The following is an 18440-nucleotide window of genomic DNA, read 5'->3' on the forward strand; positions in this document are numbered from 1 at the left end:
GGGAGATTTAAACCTTTTTGAAATACCTTCTTTTTTATAAAAATTTTGAACAAACGATCGTCAAAAAGTGTCGTTTAATTTGGGGCTAGTAGCGATTATTATAAGTGCCAATCTGGTGTGAGGCATTAGCAAGACTAGTATACTTAATGTTTTTTAGATAGGAGGAGAATGGATGAATGAACTACAGCTATCAAAAAGATTATTAACGGTAGCCAAATACGTACCAAACGAAGCAAAGGTAGCAGATATCGGTTCAGATCATGCCTATTTACCATGTTATTTAACGTTAAATAAGCAGAGTTCTTTAACTGTAGCAGGTGAGGTTAATGACGGTCCATTTCATTCGGCAAACACACAGGTTACGAAATTACAGCTTGAAGATAAAATCTACGTTCGAAAAGGAGATGGACTATCGGTAATAGAGCCTGGTGAAGTAGATACGATAACGATTTGTGGTATGGGAGGAGGTCTTATTTCTGCGATATTGGAGGAAGGAAAGGAAAAGTTAGAGGGTGTTTCAAGGTTGATTTTACAACCGAATGTAGGTGCAAATCTAATACGAATCTGGTTAAAGCAACATACTTGGAAGCTGATTGCCGAGGAGATTGTTGAAGATGAAGGGAAAATTTATGAGGTACTAGTTGCTGAACGTGGTGAAGACCTTCAATATAATGAAATGGAAGAGGCAAAGTTATTACTAGGTCCTTTTTTGATGGAAGAAAGGTCTAACATTTTTCGCAAGAAGTGGTTAGCTGAAGTGACGAATTGGAAGAATGTGTTACGCTCACTTAAACAGGCGAAACAAGAAGACAATGTCATTCAATTAAAGCGAGTTGCTTTGGAAAGTAAGATTAAAATGGTCGAGGAGGTTTTATCGTGAATACAATAAATGGACAAGCACTTATCCAAGCTTTTGAAGAGTGGTCTCCAAAATCATTCGCAGTAGAAGGAGATAAAAACGGTTTGATGATCGGTTCGTTAAATAAACCTATCAAAAAATCATGACTGCCTTGATGTTCTTGAGGAAGTAATTGATGAAGCGATCGAACAACAGGTTGATTTGATTATAGCCCATCATCCATTACTATTTAGACCGTTAAAGAAAATTGATATTAATACACCTCATGGTCGAATTGTTGAAAAGGCCATTAAACATGATATAACGATTTACGCTGCACATACTAATCTAGATGTGGCACCAGGAGGGGTTAATGATTTAATGGCTGAAGCGTTAAGGTTACAAAATGTTGATGTATTAGCCCCAACTCAATCGATCTCATTAGTAAAGTTAGCTGTATTTGTTCCTATAGAAGATGCAGAGAAAGTTCGAGATGCACTTGGAAAGGTAGGAGCGGGTCATATAGGAGAATATAGTTATTGCAGCTTTTCATCTGAAGGGGTCGGACGCTTTCTACCGGAAGAAGGGGCAAATCCTCATATAGGTGAGCAGGGCAAGTTAGAAGAAGTAAAGGAAGTTAAAATAGAAACTATATTCCCTGAAAATTTAAAAAAACGAGTTATTCGGGCGTTGTTAAAAGCCCATCCATATGAAGAACCAGCATATGATATGTATCCACTTCATAACGATGGAAATGTCTTAGGATTAGGTCGAATCGGTTATTTAGAAAAAGAAATGACGTTAGAAGCTTTTGCACAGCATGTGAAAGAAGCATTTTCTGTGAAAGGAGCACGTGTTGTAGGGGACCTTCAAACGCCAATTAAAAAAGTAGCGGTTTTAGGTGGAGATGGTAATAAGTATATGAATCAAGCTATCTACAAAGGAGCAGATGTAATCGTAACTGGGGATGTTTATTATCATGTAGCCCATGATGCTATGATGGACGGATTGTCGATTGTTGATCCTGGTCATAATGTAGAAAAAATAATGAAAGAAGCAGTAAAACAATTTCTCAAGAAGTATATTGAGGATAAAAAGGCAGCTACAGAAGTCATTTCTTCAAAGGTAAATACAGATCCTTTCACGTTCGTTTAAGAGGGAATGGCTTCATAAAGAGTTGACCGTTACCCGTTCTTCTGAAAGAACTAGATTTTCAGAAGAACAAATCCTCTTGTAACGGCTACGCGTAATAACACCTTTTTTTTATCTAATTTTTACTTTAGGAAGTATTTTCTTAAGATTAATTTCTCGTTCGACTTGCCATGTTGAATCGTCTTTTGGATCATATTGATCTAGAAAAGATATTACTGATTTGGTAATTGGCGTTGGAGTTGATGCCCCGGAAGTGACACCTACCGTTTCAACATTTTTAAGCCAGTCCAATTGCAACTCTGACAAATCGCCAATTCGGTAAGCTTTCGTTCCAGCAATTTGCTCAGATACTTGTGCAAGTCGATTGGAATTATTACTTTTAGGATCACCAACAACAATAACAAGATCACATTCTCTTGCTTGTTCAGCAACTGCTTCTTGACGTACTTGAGTTGCTAAACAGATTTCATTATGAACTTCAGCATGAGGATAAAGCTCCATCGCTTTTTTCATTATGTCACTAACATCCCACTGGCTCATCGTTGTTTGATTTGTAATAATGATTTTAGATGATGTTAAGTTTAACGTATGAACATCCTCAACAGATTCTACTAAATGAACGGACATTGGTGCAACTCCAATCGCTCCTTCAGGTTCAGGATGTCCCTTTTTACCGACGTAAATAATTTCGTAGCCTTCCGAAACCTTCTCGCGAATGAGGTCGTGTGTACGTGTGACATCAGGACATGTTGCATCAACAACCGTTAACCCTTTTTCTTTGGCGAGCTTCCGTACTTCTGGTGAAACACCATGAGCCGTAAATATAACGGTCCCTTTGTCAACTTTCTTTAAAATTTCTAAGCGGTTAGGTCCATCTAAAGAAATAATTCCTTCTTCAGAAAATGCATCTGTGACATGCTTGTTATGGACAATCATTCCTAATATATAAATAGGACGTGGCAAATCAAGGTTTGCAGCTGCTTGTCGAGCTAGGACCATAGCGTCAACGACACCATAACAATAACCTCTTGGAGATATTTTTTTTACATTCATATAATTAGTCCTCCTACTTGAGTTCCATCGTTAACAAAGACAATAGAGATGCCCCAATGATTAGTTGAAACATCTCTATGCTTATTTATTCTTTTAGTATAAAGGAGTTTGCCACGTGTGACAATCCTTACGCTTGCTTCATTTCAAGTAAGGCATCATCGATAAACTCATATGCTTGCTCTTCAGACATTTCATTAACAAGAACAAGTTCACTTACGATCATTTGACGAGCTTTTTGAAGGTGATTACGGTCTTGAATATGGAGACCGTTTGCCCTTTCAGTTTGTTTTCGTGAAAGTGAAGAAATTAAATGAGCAGCATCAATAATACTACCGCTTTTTAATAGGTTTTCGGTTTCTCGGGAGAAATGGCTCGTTGTAGACGGTAATTCTGGTCCGTTTTGTAGAGCTTCTACTAGTGAATCAAGTTCGGATTGATCAATCACCTTTCTTAAACCGGATTGATTAATTCGGTTTTCAGGGAGCATAAGTGTGACGTCGACAAGCGGGAAATGAAGAATATAGTACGATAGAGTTTCACCTAATACGTCCTTTTCTTCAATATCCGTAATTGTTCCAGCTCCGTGGAAAGGATAAACGACATGGTCTCCGACATTAAACATGGGCATTCCTCCAATCAAGTATTACAGCTATTATAACAAAAATAATACAAAAAGTAAATTTTACTACTGATCGGGTTTGTTTGTCAATCACTAAATTCACTGTTTATAATAAGCTTATGCATAATAAATTTAAATATACAATTTAGGTGCAGGAATGCCATTAATTGTTTCTCGTTTTTTACTACGTTGTGAACTCTGTTCCTCTTCAACGGTAACTGATACTTCTGTTCGTTCCTCTTTTTCATTCTTGTTTGTAATTGAGTCAGCAGATTCCGTTTTTGTTTCTTTCTTATCAATTTCTACATCCTCAGTAGTTGGAGTGGTTCCTTCTTCAGTGGTCACTTCATCACTATTATCAGAGCTGCGCATAATCTTCCAGATCATCGGCATATTGCGGATTAAAGGTCCATATTGCTGAACCATCGGTACTACTTGTTGTGTAAGTCCAACAATTCTCTGAGCGTTTGTAAGCATTGTTGTTAAATTCATACCAGAGCCAGCGGATGATGCTAGTCCGCTACCTATAGCTCCACCCATTGATTGAGCGGCTCCGCCCATTGATTGAGTAGCTCCACCACCTATGCCAAATAGGCGTGATAATAATCCACCAAATCCTCCACTACCACCTTGAAATAATGAACCTGGTGCTCCACCTGGTAACGCGGTAGGTGAAGGGGGTGGAAACATGCTTCCTGTCATTGTTGATTGCATAGGGATTGATCCAAACGGTGGTCCAAACTGATGCATAATGATACTCCTCTCAATAACGTTATGATCTCTTCTTTAAAATGGATTTATTTGTGTTAGATTCCTTATTATTAGCTATATGTAAATTGGATGATAGAGGTGATAATAGCCAAGCTATTAAAGAATATGGTAAAATGAACTATTGCAATGACGAATGAGAAAGTGGGAATGAAATGATAGCAGATAACTTTAAACGATTTCAATTAAAATCATATTTAATTGATGCACTAAGTAACCAAGGGTTACGACTTCCAACAGATATTCAAGAACGACTTATACCAGCAATAAAAAGTGGTAAGGACGTTATTGGCCAATCGCAAACGGGTACAGGGAAAACATTGGCATTCTTATTACCAATTGTTGATAAAATTGATGTATCAAAGCATGAGGTTCAAGCAGTTATTACGGCTCCAACTAGGGAACTTGCTTCCCAGCTTTTTCAAGAATTAAAGAAGCTTGTCGATGTAGCTGAAGAAAAACAACGAGTTCATGCTAAGCTGATTGTTGGAGGAACGGATCGTCAACGAATCGTCGAAGGTCTGAAAGTACAGCCACAAATTGTAGTTGGAACGACTGGACGATTAGCGGATTTAGTACAAGACCAAAAATTACTTGTTCATACTGCAACAATGCTAGTTGTCGATGAAGCGGATCAGATGCTTGATATGGGATTTATTGATGATGTTGATCGGGTTGCTTCAAAAATGGCAGAGGAGCTGCAAATGATGGTTTTTTCTGCGACAATTCCTGAAAAGCTCCAGCCATTTTTGAAGAAATATATGAATGATCCAAGACACGTACATGTTCAGCCACAACAAGCAGCTGCTCGCAAAATTGAGCATCGGATTGTACCACTGCGGCATCGGAATAAAATAGACTTTGTAGTGGAATTGGCAAAATCAATAAATCCATATTTAGCGATTATTTTTACGAATACAAAGGACCAAGCTGATGAAGTCGCCGATGCGATGCTAGAAAAAGGTTTAAATGTTGAGCGACTTCATGGGGGGTTACAGCCACGAGCACGTAAGCAAGTCATGAGACAAATTAATGAGGTCAAAGTTCAATATGTAGTGGCCACTGATTTAGCTGCAAGAGGAATTGATATTCGCGGTGTTAGTCATATAATTAATTTCAACTTACCGCAAGATTTAGACTTTTATATTCACCGTGTAGGTAGAACAGCACGTGCTGGTGCTGATGGCATTGCATTCACGATTTTTGAACAGGAAGATCAGCACGCGGTAGAAAAGCTCATTAAAAAGGGAATATCATTTACGTATGCTGATCTTAAGCAAGGTAATTGGTTAACGCTAGATCGACCACCTTTAGGTGTACCTGGCAAGAAAAGTAGGAAAGTGGCAACGAAACAAGAAGGTGTAAAAATAGGTAAAAAAATAGAGAAAAAAAATACAGGCGGAAAAGCCGTTGCGAAAGCCAAAAAGGTCAAACCGGGGTATAAGAAGAAAGCAAAGCGTCAACTTGAAGAACGAGTGAAACGGCAAAGAAGACAGAAGAAATAGGATTTTTAAGGGAGAGGGAAACAATGACATTAAAGATTGGTTCACATGTATCAATGAATGGGAAGAAAATGCTGCTTGGTGCAAGTGAAGAGGCTGCTTCTTATGGAGCTTCTACGTTTATGATTTATACGGGAGCACCTCAAAATACGAGAAGAAAAGCTATAGAAGAATTAAATATTGAAGCTGGCCAATCACATATGAAAGATCAAGGGATGAAAGATATAATCGTACATGCTCCTTATATCATTAATATAGCAAATACAACAAAACCTGAAACGTTCGAGCTTGGGGTCCGTTTCTTACGTTCAGAGATTGAACGAACAGAAGCTTTAGGCTCTAAACAAATTGTACTTCATCCCGGTGCACATGTTGGGGCAGGTGCGGAAGCTGGAATCCGTAAAATTATTGAAGGGTTAAACGTAGTATTTGAGGAAAAACGAGATGTACAAATTGCCTTAGAAACAATGGCAGGAAAAGGCTCAGAATGCGGTCGTACGTTTGAGGAGCTAGCAATGATTATGGACGGTGTCACTCATAATGAGCGATTATCTGTTTGTTTTGATACATGTCATACACATGATGCTGGCTACGATATTGTAGAGGATTTTGACGGAGTGTTAGATAAATTCGATCGTATAATTGGATTGGACCGATTAAAAGTTTTGCATATTAATGATAGTAAAAATGAGAGAGGGGCAGCAAAAGATCGCCATGAAAACATCGGTTTTGGTCATATTGGATTTAAAGCCTTGCATTATATCGTCCATCATCCGCAACTTCAAGATGTCCCGAAAATTTTAGAAACACCATATGTTGGGGAAGATAAGAAAAATAAAAAACCTCCTTACTTACATGAGATTGCAATGCTTAAGCAAGGGGATTTTGATAGTGAATTGCTTACAAAAATAATAAATGTTTAACATAAAAATGTCCATTCTCGATCTTTGTCTAGAATGGACATTTTTTTATGTGGTTGGAGTTATAAAAATTGTTTTAGAAGCTGCTGGATAACGGAAGTAACGTATGGATCGACTTCGGTTTGTAGGCGGTGAAGTATTCGCTCGAGCTGTTTTTGGTCCGCTACATTTATTTTTTCCGTACGTAAAATCGCAATCACTTTGTCTGCTTGATCTTTTGATAAAGAAATATTATATGATTTAGCTAAATCAAGCAATTCAGGCGAAGTGATGGAATTTACCTTTTGATTAATAAGTTGTTGCATAATGCTATTCATTAGTACACCTCTTTCAATGAATTAATGGATACTCGCCTACAGCATATGATCATCTTAAAAAAGTGTGATTAATTAAAAAAAGAGAAAAATATGGAATTTCTTAAATAGAAAAAAGGATTTTTAAGGATGGTAGTCGAAAGATTATAAATAAAGTTGATATTTTCCATTTTTTAAAAGAGTAGTTGTGGATTGAGAGGTTGTACCTAGGTATAAAAAAGGAGTGCGATGTTGAATGAATGCATCTCATATAAACTCGATCATCCGAATAAAAAAAGAGGGTAGTAAAGAAAATGACTACAATCTGATGGAGTATCTTGGCATTCCTTATATTGAATTAGATAAGGGTATGGAGGTTGTAAAATGGGGACAAACGGTATTTGAAATATTGCGATTAGAATCTGATGAATTAATGAATAAACCTCTTACTGATTTAATAAAAGTACATCCTGTTTTTCCAGAAATTGAAAAGGTTTTTAGAAGAGTGATAATGAATGGTGAACGTGTTTGTTTTGAGTTCGAATTAGACGATTACCAATTTTTTATAAATGCTTTTCCATTCTCAGTTAATCATGTTATGGTAAGTTTGGAAGATAGAAGTTTGCATAAGCAATTTCAAAATTTATTAACATTTCATCATCAATTAGAAACTGTATCTCACATTGCAGCAGGTGTTGCTCATGAATTACGTAACCCCTTATCGGTAATAAAGGGATTTATACAATTATCACATTTAACAAAAGAATATGAAAAGTATTATTCTACAATAATGTCAGAGCTTGATCGAATGAATGTCATAATTGAAGATTTTTTATCCATTTCCCGGAAAAAAAGCGGACGTCACATCTATTCGGGACTGGAAATCATGGAATCATTAGTAGAAATAATGAAATCAGAATGTTTATTACACAATGTTCAATTTACATACCAATTTATAGAGACAGATGCCAAAGTGTATGTGAACGAACCGATGATGAAACAAGTGATGTTAAACCTGTTGCGCAATGCAATAGAAGCCTTTGAGGATGAACATATGCAACGTAAATTGAATATTAAAACAACGATAAATGGAGATTATTATACGATTTCTGTTGAGGATAATGGAAAAGGCATTCCAGATGACGTGTTAGCACAAATTGGCCGTCCTTTTTTCACAACGAAAAAGAATGGGAATGGGATTGGGATTGCGTTATGTAAGAAAATAGTAGAAGACCATGGAGGTAATTTTCAAATAAAGAGTGAGTATAATGTTGGCACAACGGTTATAATAACCATCCCAACATACGAAAATTCTACGATATAAGTTTATAAAGAGAAAAATCCGAACCAATTCAAAAGTCTAACGGTAGAATTTGAATTAATGTTCGGATTTTATTTTGTTAAAATACTACTCTGCATCACTTATGAAGAAACGTGATGCCATTTCGTAAAAATAAAGTTGGCTTTGAATTGGCTGCATTTGAGCAGGGCGCTCGACATATTGATAATGCCCGTCAGCTTTTTGTTCGCGTGCCTTCATGTTATCCATAAGCGTCAATTCTAATATGTCTTTAATTCTAGTTTGAATAGAAGGGGAAATGATAGGAAAGAGAATCTCAATTCGCTTCTCCATATTTCTAGTCATCCAATCGGCTGAGGACAAATAATATTTTTCCTCTCCACCATGGTGAAAATAAAAAATTCGGCTATGTTCTAAAAAGCGGTCAACAATACTTATAACACGAATATTTTCACTTACATCTTCAATTCCCGGTCGAAGGCAGCAAATGCCTCTAACAATTAAATCAATTTTTACCCCAGCACGAGAAGCTTCGTATAGCTTCAAAATGAGTGGTTTATCGGTAAGGGAATTCATTTTGGCAATAATTCGGCCTTGACCGGTTTCCTGATGTGCTTGAATTTCCTGATCAATTAGCATTATAAACGTATCACGAATATCGAAAGGTGCAGTAGATAAAAAGTGCCAATTTGGTTTTTCACTAAAGCCACTTAAATGATTAAAGAAATTTGTTGCATCAATACCAATCTTATCATTAGCTGTCAATAATCCATATCTGTGTAAAGCTTAGCAGTTGAGTCGTTATAGTTACCTGTTCCTAAATGGACAAAGCGTTGAATTTTACCTTGGTCATGACGGACAACGAGTGTAATTTTGCTATGTGTTTTTAACCCTGTAATCCCATAGATGACATGGACTCCTGCCTTTTCAAGCTTTTTTGCCCACTGTATGTTATTCTCTTCATCAAAACGTGCTTTTAGCTCTACAAGTACGGTAACCTGTTTGCCGTTTTCCGCAGCTAGGGCTAGAGCATGTATGATGGGAGAATCACCGCTCACTCGATAAAGGGTTTGTTTGATCGCTAATACATTTGGATCATCTGCTGCTTTTGTCATAAAATCAATAATTGGTTGAAACGATTCGTAAGGATGGTGAAGAAAAATATCTTTACTTAAGATCGCATCAAAAATATCCTCTTCCCCAATTAAATCTTCAGGTGGTTGTGGAATCCAAGTTTCATTTGCAAGATGTTCATGCTCCTTTGATAGCTGTTGGTATAGCTTAAATAAAAAGGTTAAATCTAATGGACCTTGTAATGAATAAATATCGTCCTCGTGTAATTCAAGGACGTTAAGAAGTAATTGAAGAACATTGTGATCCATCATGCCTTCTTGCATTTCTAACCGAACTGCCGCACCCCATTTGCGTTTCTTTAATTCTTTTTCGATTTCACTTAATAGGTCTCTGGCTCCTTCTTCATGAATCGTTAAATCAGCATTTCTAGTGATGCGAAAAGGGGATACCGATTTAACTTTATAGCCGTTGAATAGGTGATAAATAAAATGGCTAATCACATTTTCGAGTAAAATAAATTGTTCTTTCCCTTTTGATTCAGGAAGTTTGATAAATCGGGTTAGGACAGCTGGTACTTGTACAATAGCAAGTTGATCACGTTCTGTTTGACCATGTTTTGTTAATAATACGGCCAGGTTTAAGCTTTTATTAAGAAGCATCGGAAACGGCCGATACGCATCAATTGCCATTGGTGTTAAAACAGGAAAAATATAATGCTGAAATTTATTTTCTAAAAAGGCAAGCTGTTCATCATTGCATTCATCAATCGTTAAAAAATGAAATCCTTCATGGTATAACATTGGTAATAGTGTTTCGGTAAAAACAGTATCCTGCAATTGAACTAAGGCATGATTTTTTTGCGAGATTCGTGCAAGCTGCTGTTTAGGTGTAAGACCAGCCTTATTTTCAGGACGGTTATAGCCTGCTTTCACTTGATCTTTTAATCCGGCAACGCGAACCATAAAAAACTCATCAAGGTTAGAACTAAATATTGCTAGAAATTTTAATCTTTCTAAAAGTGGGTTTCTCTCGTCGATTGCTTCTTCTAACACGCGTTCATTAAATGCTAGCCAGCTTAGTTCTCTATTGTTATAAAATGCAGGGTTGTCTAAATCTAAATCCGTTTTTTTTACTTCATTTTTATTTTGCACCATCTAAAACCAACCTTTCTATACAGTTCACTCTTACATTTTAGCATTTGATTGTAAATTTTATGTAAAGATTAGCAGGATAGAACGGCTGCTTCCACGAATTTTAATCGGAATGATTTCTTTAAAGCTTTTTCCAAGTGCTTAATATATTTATCTGCATAAAACTTTTCGAAGTAAGGATCGTTCACATAAACAAATTGAATAATGTACCCATCTTTGTCTTTGTAAAGCTGGTCAACATCAATAATTGTTTTTTGATGTGTGCAATCAAGTATATATGACAATTTTAATATCGCACCAATCGTTTCGTAAAATTTCAAATCCTGTTTTGTTATAAGCTTTTTAAAGGGTGCAGCATAATTTTGTAACTGTGATTTTGATTTAAAGGAAGCGATTAGAGAAATAGCTAACCGTTCTTTATGGCTTAGACCATCAATTGTCATGTTTGTTAAAAGATAAAAGGTATTCTGACTGCTCGCTTCTTGATTAATGTATTGCCCCATATAGAACACATTTGCACCGTAACGAATTAACCTTAACGCTTCTTCCTTGTCATGCTTGATCATTATCGATGATAAATGTTCATAAATCTTTTTTGCGATAAAATGGGTTTGGTTTACACGTTTTAATTGGATTTCATATGTTTGTGCTAATTGAAAAAAGCTTTCTTCGGCGACGTTAGGAAAAAATGCTGTCTCCATTTTTCGAAGCAGCTCTTCATAAAAAACTCCGTCTCTTAAGCCCTTTCGGCTCGTAATAAATGACTTTGCTTTTACATATTGAACAATAGATGTGATGACTTCTGCTGCAGGATGATAATATCGGCACGATCTTTTGATAACCCATCAATTGTAAGTCGATCTTCATAGCTTGTTTTCTGTAGATGTTGATTCATTTGCACAAGTTCTATTGCAGGATATTCATATTGATGAATACCTGCTAGTGGGTAATTAATTTGCCTTTGATGGATTAAAGATAAATTACGGGCACTTCCACCAATCCCAATAACCGATTCAACTAATATTTGTTTTAACCATGGCAATGTTTTGAGCTGATTGAGAATAAACTTTCGCAAGCTTTGGATTTGTCTTGATTGTGATTGATTAGATGAAAAGAATTGTTTATGTAATGTAACAGCACCAAAGGGAAAGCTATGATAATAAATTAATTTTCTGTTTTTAAAATAAGTAATTTCAGTGCTTCCACCACCGATATCAATTGTTAAACCGGTTTCAATTGACATCGAATTGACGACTGCTAAATAGCCGTAGTATGCCTCTTCATATTCAGATAAAATTTGAATATCAAGATTCAATTTCTTTTTTACAAGCTTAACGATTTCTTTTTTATTTTCTGCTTTACGCATAGCAGCTGTCGCAATAATGTTTATATTATTAATTTGATGAGAGGTTAAAATTGTTTTAAACCGTGATAAAGTATCAAGAATAATTTGAATACCTTCATTAGATAAAATACCTTGCTCATTTAAATGGGAGCTTAAACGAGCGACGGTTTTGAAATTATGTACTTCTTTATAGCGTCCATTTTTCTCAATTTCATTAATAACAAGCCGGATAGAATTTGATCCTAGATCAACAATAGCAAATAACGTAGACAAGCATTTCACTCCTAACAAACCATAATAAATAAAAAATCAGTATTATTAGTATAGCTTATGAGTGGACAGATGACAAAAAAGTACTATAATAGGTAAGGATATAGTTAAATCGTAATTATTCTGATAAAAAATTATGTAGGAGGACTAGGTGATGGAACAGGATCAACATGCAGCTATACGAATGAATCAAGTTTCGTTTCGTTATGATCATCGAAATGTCCTTGAGAATATCTCTTTAACTGTGAATAAAGGAGCTTTTTTAGGGTTAGTTGGCCCTAATGGTTCAGGAAAATCAACACTTATTAAGTTATTACTCGGCTTATTACCGATACAGAAAGGCCAAATTGAGTTATTTGGAAAAAAGGTTTCTAAGTTTCGTGATTGGGATAAAGTTGGTTTTGTATCGCAAAAAGCAAATAGTTTCAATAGTGGATTTCCTGCGACTGTTTTTGAGGTAGTATCAATGGCTTATACGGGAAGATTGGGATGTTTCGTTTTTTTACGAAGGTGCATAAACAACAAGTTCAAGAGGCAATTGAGTTAGTGGGGATGAGTGAATATTTACATCAAAATATTGGAGAGCTGTCTGGTGGCCAGCAACAACGCGTATTTATAGCAAGAGCATTAGTCAGTAAGCCTGAGCTTTTAATTCTTGATGAACCTACAGTTGGAGTTGACGCTAAAAGCGTACAAAATTTTTATTCTTTGCTTGATCAATTAAACCGAAAGAAGGGTATAACGTTAATTATGGTTACTCATGATATCGGAGCAATGACTGATCATGTGACGGATGTAGCCTGTTTAAATAAATCGCTCCATTTTCATGGTAATACCGCTGAGTTTGAAGCTAATCAAGATTTATCGGCTTTCTACGGACACGATGTGCATATGTTGACACATAACCATGGAGGGCATTAAAGAATGATAGAGTTGTTTTTACGATATGAATTTTTACAAAATGCTTTATATACGGGCTTAATGATCGGTTTTATCGCTCCATTATTAGGTGTATTTCTTGTTGTTAGACGATTATCTCTTATCGCTGATGCACTATCGCATATTGCATTAGCCGGTATCGCAGCAAGTTTATACGTATCAAAAGCTGTTCCAACAATATCGATCTTAGGTCCTTATACGATGGGGATGCTATTTTCAGTTGCTGGTTCCCTTCTAATTGAAAGGCTAAGAACAGCTTATACGTATTACAAAGAAATCGCTATTCCGATTATTTTATCTGGGGGAATCGCATTAAGTGTTGTCTTTTTATCTTTAGCAAATGGTTTTAATAATGATTTATTTCAATATTTATTTGGTAGTGTTATGACCGTTAGTGACAAGATGTTTGGACGATAGCTCTAATTTCAGTTACGGTATTTTTTGTCATTATTATTTTTTTTAAAGAGTTATTCTTTTTATCGTTTGATGAGGAGCAAGCAATCGTTGCAGGCATAAATCGTCAACTCGTCCATTTTATATTTATCGTGATGGTTGCCTTTGTGATCGTCGCCTCAATGAGAATAGTCGGGATCTTACTCGTTTCGGCGTTAATGACATTACCAGTTGCAGCGGCTATGCGATTTGCAAAGGGATTTAAACAGTTATTTATTTATTCGATTATCTTTGGTGAAATCTCTGTCATTCTTGGACTAATTTTTTCATTTTATTTAGATGTAGTACCAGGTGGCATGATTGTCATGATTTCTGTATGCATTTTGCTGGTTGCCTTAATTTCGAGAAGGACCATTATAAGAAAGAAGGTCGACCTCTATGATTGAATTATCGTTTATCGAAAGAGGGATCGTAGCCGGGGTGATAATAGGCTTAATAGCTCCAATTATTGGTTCCTTTTTATTAGTTCGTCGCGTGTCGGTTATTTCAGAATCAATCTCTCATATTACGTTAACAGGGATTAGTGCAGGAGTTTTGTTAGGGACGTTAAGCCATTGGTTTACTAATATAAGTCCGATTTTGTTCGGCTTGCTGTTCGCGATTATAGGTGCGTTACTTACAGAAAGGCTACGAACAATATATAAAGATTTTCAAGAGCTTGCGATTCCAATTATTTTATCAACTGGCATTGGCTTAGTGCCATTTTTATTAGTTTAGCTAGAACAGGTTATCAAGAATGGTATTCTTATTTGTTTGGAAGCATTGTAAGTGTAACGATGGGGGATATTTACTTTATTATTGCGGCAGCGGGCATCATTTTTTTAGTAGTAGCCTTTTTATATAAGGAGTTTATTTCGGTTTCATTTGATCAGGAATTTGCAAAAACATCAGGTATTCCTGTACGAGCTGTTAATCTTATTTTTGCTATATTAACCGCATTTATGATTTCAATGTCAATTAAAGTTGTTGGAATCATGTTAATCGGAGCATTAATTGTCATTCCAGTTGCTGCGAGCATTCAAGTAGCTAAAAGCTTTAAACAGTTAATTTTATTTGGGATTATCTTTGCCCAACTCGCGGTTTTGCTTGGTTTGTATCTTTCTTATCAATGGATGATTGCTACAGGTGGGATGATTGTAATTGTTGCTTTGTTTAATCTAATTTTGGTGTTAGTATATAAGAACGTGAAACAATTAATATTGAAATAGTGATATAAAGTGCGTTGTTAGGAGTGACAATGAATGAATGTAACCGATGCAATGGAATGTTTAAAAGAAAAAGGGTACAAGCATACCGGAAAACGTGAAGACATGCTCCATCTTTTTGCTAAGGAAAAAAGATATCTATCAGCGAAAGATGTGTTGGAATTTCTACAGCCTGATTACCCGGGGATGAGCTTTGATACAATTTACCGTAATTTAGCATTTGTTTTCGGAATTAGGCATTTTAGAAACTACGGAATTGGAAGGCGAGAAACGGTTTCGATTTACATGCTCGACAGATTCTCACCATCACCATTTAATTTGTTTAGAATGTGGAAAAACCAAGCATTTAGAAAACTGCCCGATGGATTCAATATCCGATTCCTTTCCTGATTTTGAAGTAACTGGGCATAAATTTGAAATATATGGAAAGTGCGAAGAGTGTCAATCGTAAGTTTCCGTGAATATAGGACATACCATTAAGCCCAATGTAAAAAACCGAACTATTGTAAAAAATAGCTCGGATTTTTCTTTTTATTAGGCTCAATGTATTTAAGTATGCCTCATTTTCAACTGAAAAGAATGATGAACCGCGTTTTAACTATTTAATATCCACTGGTCTACCCAAGATTTAGCTTCTAGCCAATTAGTTGCACGGATAACTAACTCCGGTGCTGGTAGTCGATTATAAGGAGTATCCATTAAGATTACTGGGATGTTAAATTCTTCGGCTATCGCCACTGCGTTATCGTGCTTATCTTCAAAAAAGATCTCAATTTGATGTTTTTTTATGGCTTCTAATTTATCGTGTTTTCCAACTAATTCAATATAGTCAAAAGGGAGAGCTTTTTCTTCAAACCAGTTATGGGTAATGTTAGATAAGTGTTTACGTCGTGCCGTAATATAAATTAGATCATGGTGTTGATTCCATTCATGTAAAATTCTTTCGGCGTCAATAGCTATTGGTGCTTCTGAATAAATCGTTCCTTCAAATTGACCCATCCATTCCCAAAACTGTTCCTCAGTAATTCCTAAAACGGATGTTAAATCATATTCAACGATATCATCCAATGTTAATTTCTTTTTGAAATGTTTGTTTAAATAGGGGATAAACGTATTGGGGTCCGTAATTGTCCCATCAATATCAAAGCCCATTCTTCTTTTTTTATCATGATCTTCACCTCAACACTTTTCACCATACACGAAATTATAAAAAAGGTCTAGTAATTAATTTGCAATGTTTAACAATGATAATTTGATTACTGCAGAGTCATACTAAGACTGTTCCCCGAACATAGATCAAAGAGGAGGGACTGACAAATGGCAGATCCAAAAGGACCGAATCAAAATGAACCTGTTCGTTTAGTCGATGATAATGATCGTTCTTTAACGTTAGTCAATAATCATGTTGAAGGTAGCGATAATGGTTCAGGATTAAGCTCAAATCCAGAAAACGATTTTCGTTCAGAAACTAGCTATAACGAAGAGTATGCAGCTGAAAATACGTATGAGCAAGATTTTGAGGAAGAAACAGCGATGGAATATGGGGTGGGTGCTAATCAGACTGAGCAGTTTGAAACAGCACGAGCTAACCCTGATGATATGACTGCTGGTCGCGGTGTAGGTACATTTGCGATTGTGCTTTCCATCTTGTCTTTGTTTTTCCTACCGATCTTACTCGGTGCAGCTGGAATTGTCGTTGGGTTTATTTCGCGTAGAGTTGGTGCAAATGCATTAGGAAATTGGGCTATTGGGATTGGAGCAGTTTCCATTATTATGACTGTCTTTTTCTCCCCATTTTTCTGATAAGAGTACAAGTAAAAACGCCGACCACCATCATTGTCGAGGGTGGTCGGCGTACTATATGGTTATAAATTTAAACAGTTGCTTCTTCCTCGCGCTGTTTTTTGAAGTATTCTTCAGCTATGATATCAATTTCTTTTTTCAATTCTTCGACCATAGTTTCTTCAGGTACTTTTCTGACAATCTCACCTTTACGGAAAAGCAACCCTTCACCACGAGCACCCGCAATCCCAATATCAGCTTCACGCGCTTCACCAGGTCCGTTTACGGCACAGCCTAGAACGGCAACTTTTATTGGAGCCTTAATTGTCGAAATGTATTCCTCTACTTCGTTTGCAATACTAATTAAGTCGATTTCAATTCTTCCACATGTAGGGCATGAAATTAAGGTTGCTGCATTTGCTGCTAGCCCAAATGATTTTAATAATTCCCGAGCAACTTTAACTTCTTCAACAGGATCTGCACTTAATGAAATGCGAACCGTATTACCAATCCCTAAATTTAGGATCGCACCAAGTCCAGCAGCACTTTTTACTGTTCCGGCAAAAAGAGTACCCGATTCGGTAATTCCTAGATGAAGAGGATAATCAAACGCTTTTGCAGCTTTTTCATATGCTTCAATAGCTAAATTAACATCAGACGCTTTCATTGAGACAATGATGTCATAGAAATCAAGATCTTCTAAAATTTTTATATGATGGAGTGCACTTTCCACCATACCATCTGCAGTTGGATAACCATACTTATCTAAAATTCGCTTTTCTAATGAACCAGCATTAACACCAATTCGAATGGGGATCCCTTTTTCTTTTGCCGCTTTCACAACTGCTTCAACTTTATGACGTCTTCCAATATTACCAGGTTTATCCGAATTTTATCTGCTCCACCTTCTATTGCTTTTAAGGCGAGTTTGTAATCAAAATGAATATCTACAACAAGCGGAATATTAATTCTAGCTTTAATGTCAGCAATTGCTTCAGCTGCACGCATATCAGGACATGCCACACGTACGATTTGGCAACCAGCTTCCTCTAGACGATTTATTTCTGCAACTGTAGCTTCTACATCATGTGTTTTGGTCGTTGTCATACTTTGAATTACAACTTCGTTATTTCCACCAATCGTCAAATTTCCGACCTTAACTGGACGAGTTTTTGTACGATGAACTATTTCGGTCATTGACCTATCGCTCCTTTATTTTGAAGGTATAAGGCAACCTTCACAAATTCCTTAGACAGTCTCATTCATTTTATCAATGACTTGTTTCATTTGGCAAGGATTAAACTCTTCGGAACTGAAAAAGATTTTAATGGTAAAGTGGAAATAAGTATTCCTGTCCAATTTGCATTTCTTCAGGTTCTATCCCATTCAATTCTTTAAAATCATAAATAATTTCTTGAATTGTTGCGGGGATCGGACCTGTATGTAAATGTTCGACAACAGAAAGAACCGTTTGCCCTGGTTGTACTCGGATTCGTTCATAAGGCTCTTGTGTAATGACACTAACTTCTGGATCTTCTTCTAGATCACCATCATGCTCTAACACTTCCTCAGAGGAAAGCGTTGAAAGTCCGTTGGGTAAAGTGCCTATAGTTAGATCATAATAAGTGCTGTACAAAAAAATGAATAACGCACTAAAAGCAAGTAGTCTTTTCATAATGCTTGTCCTCCTAGAATGAATGTATGAATATCTAGCTTTTTCCTTAAAAAAGTATATGAATCATGTATAAGAATTATGCTTAAATTGGAAAAATTTTT

At 36.2% G+C, this 18440-nt stretch carries 13 protein-coding genes and 7 pseudogenes; 10 read left to right on the forward strand and 10 right to left on the reverse strand.

What is annotated here, in order from left to right:
• Positions 1–172 precede the first annotated feature (172 nt).
• The gene (locus tag JCM19034_RS00095; protein WP_062046328.1) at positions 173–880 is read left to right on the forward strand and encodes a tRNA (adenine(22)-N(1))-methyltransferase TrmK; all 708 of its coding nucleotides are present in this window, start codon (positions 173–175) and stop codon (positions 878–880) included.
• A pseudogene (locus JCM19034_RS00100) lies at positions 874–1993 on the forward strand (Nif3-like dinuclear metal center hexameric protein). The gene JCM19034_RS00095 and the pseudogene JCM19034_RS00100 overlap by 7 nt, the downstream one beginning before the upstream one ends.
• Before the next feature lie 108 nt (positions 1994–2101).
• Here JCM19034_RS00100 and JCM19034_RS00105 read toward each other — a convergent pair.
• The 3 genes from JCM19034_RS00105 to vrrA form a co-directional block, all read right to left on the reverse strand.
• On the reverse strand, positions 2102–3043 hold the full coding sequence (locus JCM19034_RS00105) for a 4-hydroxy-3-methylbut-2-enyl diphosphate reductase (protein WP_062046330.1): 942 nt from the start codon (positions 3041–3043) through the stop codon (positions 2102–2104).
• 127 nt (positions 3044–3170) lie between these two features.
• Entirely contained in the window at positions 3171–3665 is a 495-nt protein-coding gene (locus tag JCM19034_RS00110; RefSeq protein ID WP_062046332.1) for a CarD family transcriptional regulator, read from the reverse strand.
• A gap of 129 nt (positions 3666–3794) precedes the next feature.
• The gene (vrrA, locus tag JCM19034_RS00115; protein ID WP_062046334.1) at positions 3795–4412 is read right to left on the reverse strand and encodes a VrrA/YqfQ family protein; all 618 of its coding nucleotides are present in this window, start codon (positions 4410–4412) and stop codon (positions 3795–3797) included.
• 173 nt (positions 4413–4585) lie between these two features.
• Here vrrA and JCM19034_RS00120 point away from each other — a divergent pair, with 173 nt between their 5' ends.
• On the forward strand, positions 4586–5935 hold the full coding sequence (locus tag JCM19034_RS00120; protein WP_062046336.1) for a DEAD/DEAH box helicase: 1350 nt from the start codon (positions 4586–4588) through the stop codon (positions 5933–5935).
• A 23-nt stretch (positions 5936–5958) separates the two neighbouring features.
• Positions 5959–6855 carry a deoxyribonuclease IV gene (locus JCM19034_RS00125; RefSeq protein ID WP_062046338.1) on the forward strand — a complete coding sequence of 299 codons (897 nt, stop codon included), beginning with the start codon at positions 5959–5961 and terminating at the stop codon, positions 6853–6855.
• A gap of 59 nt (positions 6856–6914) precedes the next feature.
• On the opposite strand, the gene JCM19034_RS00130 is transcribed toward JCM19034_RS00125, so the two are convergent.
• Positions 6915–7169: a DUF2624 family protein gene (locus tag JCM19034_RS00130; RefSeq protein ID WP_062046340.1), complete on the reverse strand. Its 255-nt coding sequence runs from the start codon at positions 7167–7169 to the stop codon at positions 6915–6917.
• 232 nt (positions 7170–7401) lie between these two features.
• On the opposite strand from JCM19034_RS00130, the gene JCM19034_RS00135 reads away from it, so the two are divergent.
• Entirely contained in the window at positions 7402–8469 is a 1068-nt protein-coding gene (locus JCM19034_RS00135) for a nitrogen regulation protein NR(II) (RefSeq protein ID WP_062046342.1), read from the forward strand.
• Positions 8470–8553: 84 nt separating this feature from the next.
• On the opposite strand, the pseudogene JCM19034_RS00140 reads toward JCM19034_RS00135, so the two are convergent.
• The 3 genes and pseudogenes from JCM19034_RS00140 to JCM19034_RS22575 all read right to left on the reverse strand — a co-directional run bounded on the left by JCM19034_RS00140 (position 8554) and on the right by JCM19034_RS22575 (position 12288).
• Positions 8554–10673, reverse strand: a pseudogene (locus tag JCM19034_RS00140) (RNA degradosome polyphosphate kinase).
• A gap of 68 nt (positions 10674–10741) precedes the next feature.
• Positions 10742–11371 carry a hypothetical protein gene (locus JCM19034_RS22570; RefSeq protein ID WP_231686741.1) on the reverse strand — a complete coding sequence of 210 codons (630 nt, stop codon included), beginning with the start codon at positions 11369–11371 and terminating at the stop codon, positions 10742–10744.
• 71 nt (positions 11372–11442) lie between these two features.
• The gene (locus JCM19034_RS22575; protein ID WP_231686742.1) at positions 11443–12288 is read right to left on the reverse strand and encodes a Ppx/GppA family phosphatase; all 846 of its coding nucleotides are present in this window, start codon (positions 12286–12288) and stop codon (positions 11443–11445) included.
• 151 nt (positions 12289–12439) lie between these two features.
• On the opposite strand from JCM19034_RS22575, the pseudogene JCM19034_RS00150 reads away from it, so the two are divergent.
• From JCM19034_RS00150 to JCM19034_RS00165, 4 pseudogenes are all read left to right on the forward strand, one after another.
• Positions 12440–13206, forward strand: a pseudogene (locus JCM19034_RS00150) (metal ABC transporter ATP-binding protein).
• 3 nt (positions 13207–13209) lie between these two features.
• A pseudogene (locus JCM19034_RS00155) lies at positions 13210–14063 on the forward strand (metal ABC transporter permease).
• Positions 14056–14885 (forward strand): annotated as a pseudogene (locus tag JCM19034_RS00160) (metal ABC transporter permease). Before JCM19034_RS00155 ends, JCM19034_RS00160 begins: the two co-directional pseudogenes overlap by 8 nt.
• A gap of 33 nt (positions 14886–14918) precedes the next feature.
• Positions 14919–15333 (forward strand): annotated as a pseudogene (locus JCM19034_RS00165) (Fur family transcriptional regulator).
• Positions 15334–15476: 143 nt separating this feature from the next.
• Here JCM19034_RS00165 and JCM19034_RS00170 read toward each other — a convergent pair.
• A complete protein-coding gene (locus JCM19034_RS00170; protein ID WP_062046343.1) occupies positions 15477–16034 on the reverse strand; it encodes a hypothetical protein in 558 nt (185 codons plus the stop codon).
• Positions 16035–16199: 165 nt separating this feature from the next.
• On the opposite strand from JCM19034_RS00170, the gene JCM19034_RS00175 reads away from it, so the two are divergent.
• Complete coding sequence (locus tag JCM19034_RS00175; RefSeq protein WP_062046344.1) at positions 16200–16685, forward strand: DUF4190 domain-containing protein; 486 nt, start codon at positions 16200–16202, stop codon at positions 16683–16685.
• Positions 16686–16755: 70 nt separating this feature from the next.
• On the opposite strand, the pseudogene ispG reads toward JCM19034_RS00175, so the two are convergent.
• A pseudogene (gene ispG, locus JCM19034_RS00180) lies at positions 16756–17861 on the reverse strand (flavodoxin-dependent (E)-4-hydroxy-3-methylbut-2-enyl-diphosphate synthase).
• A 127-nt stretch (positions 17862–17988) separates the two neighbouring features.
• Positions 17989–18339 carry a hypothetical protein gene (locus tag JCM19034_RS00185; protein ID WP_062046345.1) on the reverse strand — a complete coding sequence of 117 codons (351 nt, stop codon included), beginning with the start codon at positions 18337–18339 and terminating at the stop codon, positions 17989–17991.
• Positions 18340–18440 lie beyond the last annotated feature (101 nt).

It is taken from the genome of Bacillus sp. JCM 19034, from assembly GCF_001310635.1.
Taxonomy (GTDB): Bacteria; Bacillota; Bacilli; order Bacillales; family Bacillaceae_D; genus Halalkalibacter.

Excerpts from the sequence above, each read along its gene's own strand:
- JCM19034_RS00095 (WP_062046328.1), top strand. The coding sequence starts at position 173 with ATGAATGAACTACAGCTATCAAAAAGATTATTAACGGTAGCCAAATAC.
- JCM19034_RS00185 (WP_062046345.1), bottom strand. The coding sequence starts at position 18,339 with ATGAAAAGACTACTTGCTTTTAGTGCGTTATTCATTTTTTTGTACAGC.
- JCM19034_RS00135 (WP_062046342.1), top strand. The coding sequence starts at position 7,402 with ATGAATGCATCTCATATAAACTCGATCATCCGAATAAAAAAAGAGGGT.
- JCM19034_RS00120 (WP_062046336.1), top strand. The coding sequence starts at position 4,586 with ATGATAGCAGATAACTTTAAACGATTTCAATTAAAATCATATTTAATT.
- JCM19034_RS00175 (WP_062046344.1), top strand. The coding sequence starts at position 16,200 with ATGGCAGATCCAAAAGGACCGAATCAAAATGAACCTGTTCGTTTAGTC.
- JCM19034_RS00125 (WP_062046338.1), top strand. The coding sequence starts at position 5,959 with ATGACATTAAAGATTGGTTCACATGTATCAATGAATGGGAAGAAAATG.
- JCM19034_RS22570 (WP_231686741.1), bottom strand. The coding sequence starts at position 11,371 with ATGGAGACAGCATTTTTTCCTAACGTCGCCGAAGAAAGCTTTTTTCAA.
- JCM19034_RS00130 (WP_062046340.1), bottom strand. The coding sequence starts at position 7,169 with ATGAATAGCATTATGCAACAACTTATTAATCAAAAGGTAAATTCCATC.
- JCM19034_RS00170 (WP_062046343.1), bottom strand. The coding sequence starts at position 16,034 with ATGGGCTTTGATATTGATGGGACAATTACGGACCCCAATACGTTTATC.
- JCM19034_RS00110 (WP_062046332.1), bottom strand. The coding sequence starts at position 3,665 with ATGTTTAATGTCGGAGACCATGTCGTTTATCCTTTCCACGGAGCTGGA.
- vrrA (WP_062046334.1), bottom strand. The coding sequence starts at position 4,412 with ATGCATCAGTTTGGACCACCGTTTGGATCAATCCCTATGCAATCAACA.
- JCM19034_RS00105 (WP_062046330.1), bottom strand. The coding sequence starts at position 3,043 with ATGAATGTAAAAAAAATATCTCCAAGAGGTTATTGTTATGGTGTCGTT.